This is a genomic window from bacterium (genome assembly GCA_040757115.1).
Classification (GTDB): domain Bacteria; phylum UBA9089; class CG2-30-40-21; order CG2-30-40-21; family SBAY01; genus JBFLXS01.
Map to the genome: position 1 here is coordinate 1 of JBFLYA010000451.1, position 1,087 is coordinate 1,087.

Annotated in this window: 3 protein-coding genes; 2 read left to right on the top strand and 1 reads right to left on the bottom strand. The window is 35.9% G+C overall.

Features of this window, described 5'->3' with window-relative positions:
* Positions 1 to 186, top strand: a 186-nt coding sequence (locus AB1422_19575) for a hypothetical protein (protein MEW6621502.1), incomplete at its 5' end; no start/stop codon positions are given.
* Here the strand turns inward: AB1422_19575 and AB1422_19580 are convergent.
* Positions 130 to 609 carry a helix-turn-helix domain-containing protein gene (locus tag AB1422_19580; protein ID MEW6621503.1) on the bottom strand — a complete coding sequence of 160 codons (480 nt, stop codon included), beginning with the start codon at positions 607 to 609 and terminating at the stop codon, positions 130 to 132. The genes AB1422_19575 and AB1422_19580 overlap by 57 nt on opposite strands.
* A gap of 37 nt (positions 610 to 646) precedes the next feature.
* Between AB1422_19580 and AB1422_19585 the strand changes: the two genes are divergently transcribed.
* A complete protein-coding gene (locus AB1422_19585) occupies positions 647 to 976 on the top strand; it encodes a hypothetical protein (GenBank protein MEW6621504.1) in 330 nt (109 codons plus the stop codon).
* Positions 977 to 1,087 lie beyond the last annotated feature (111 nt).

A 1,087-nucleotide genomic window follows, 5' to 3' on the forward strand; every position in this document is an offset into this window, starting at 1 on the left:
CCACAATCAATTTCTACCTATTTCTATAAATTTCAATCTATTTCTATTATCTTATCTCCATATCACTCTTATCTCCTTATCCCCTTTCTTACACTTTTGATATATAGCCTGAACGGTTACAATTTTTTTTTAAAAGAGCTCTTGTTCTTCATCCTCTGCCTCAGGATGACGAGGACGAGGTTTTAAACTACTTAACTTTAAATAATGTAGAAGGTTGTATATCCCTGAAAGAGAATAGAAACTATTAAATTCTTCCTTTAAAATCACACCTATTTGTTGACCACTCCAGGTAATTACTCCATCTTTATCTGGGATAGGTCCACGGATGATCCTTTCTCTAAAACCTTCTATATCCTTTAGCTTCATTGGCGCACCACTGCGAGGTTTATCCTGTAATCCATTAATACCCTCCCTATTGTATCTTTCTATCCAATCAGGGATAGATCTAACACTCACTCCTAATGCTTCAGCAACATATCTCTGTGGTTTCCCCTGAGCAAGCAAAACTATTGCTTGAATCTTTATTCGAACTCGTCCATCTCTCATTTTTTTTGCTATCTTGGCTAATTCTTCAACTGAAACATCACTTCGCACTCTTTGCCATCCCATATAGTTCACCTCCTTAGAACTATATATCGGCAAAAAGATGCAAAAACTTTATAGAATTGATATTATTTGTCGTCATCCAGAGATAGCAAAGGAGCAAAGAGAAGAGCGTCAAGAGGATATGGCTGAGATAGAGAAGGAATTGGAGGAATTAAAGGGAGAGGTAGACAAACAGAAAAGACCTTCTTTAAAGAAGATAGTTAAGAGGGTTGAAGATATTTTATCTTTTCGACATGGTTATGGTTTGTATAAGTATAAATTAGATGAGAAGAATAAAAGTTTTGAATATTTCAGGAAAGAAGAAGGGATAAGATTAGAGAATGAATTGGATGGGGTGTATATTTTACGGACTTATGTCAATGGCAATTGAAAACTGAGCCATTTTTGGCAATTGAAAATTGACCCAGGGGGCTCCAATAATCCATCAAATTTGGCAATGAAAATTGACCCACCCCCAAACGCATTTGTGTTACGAAATTTC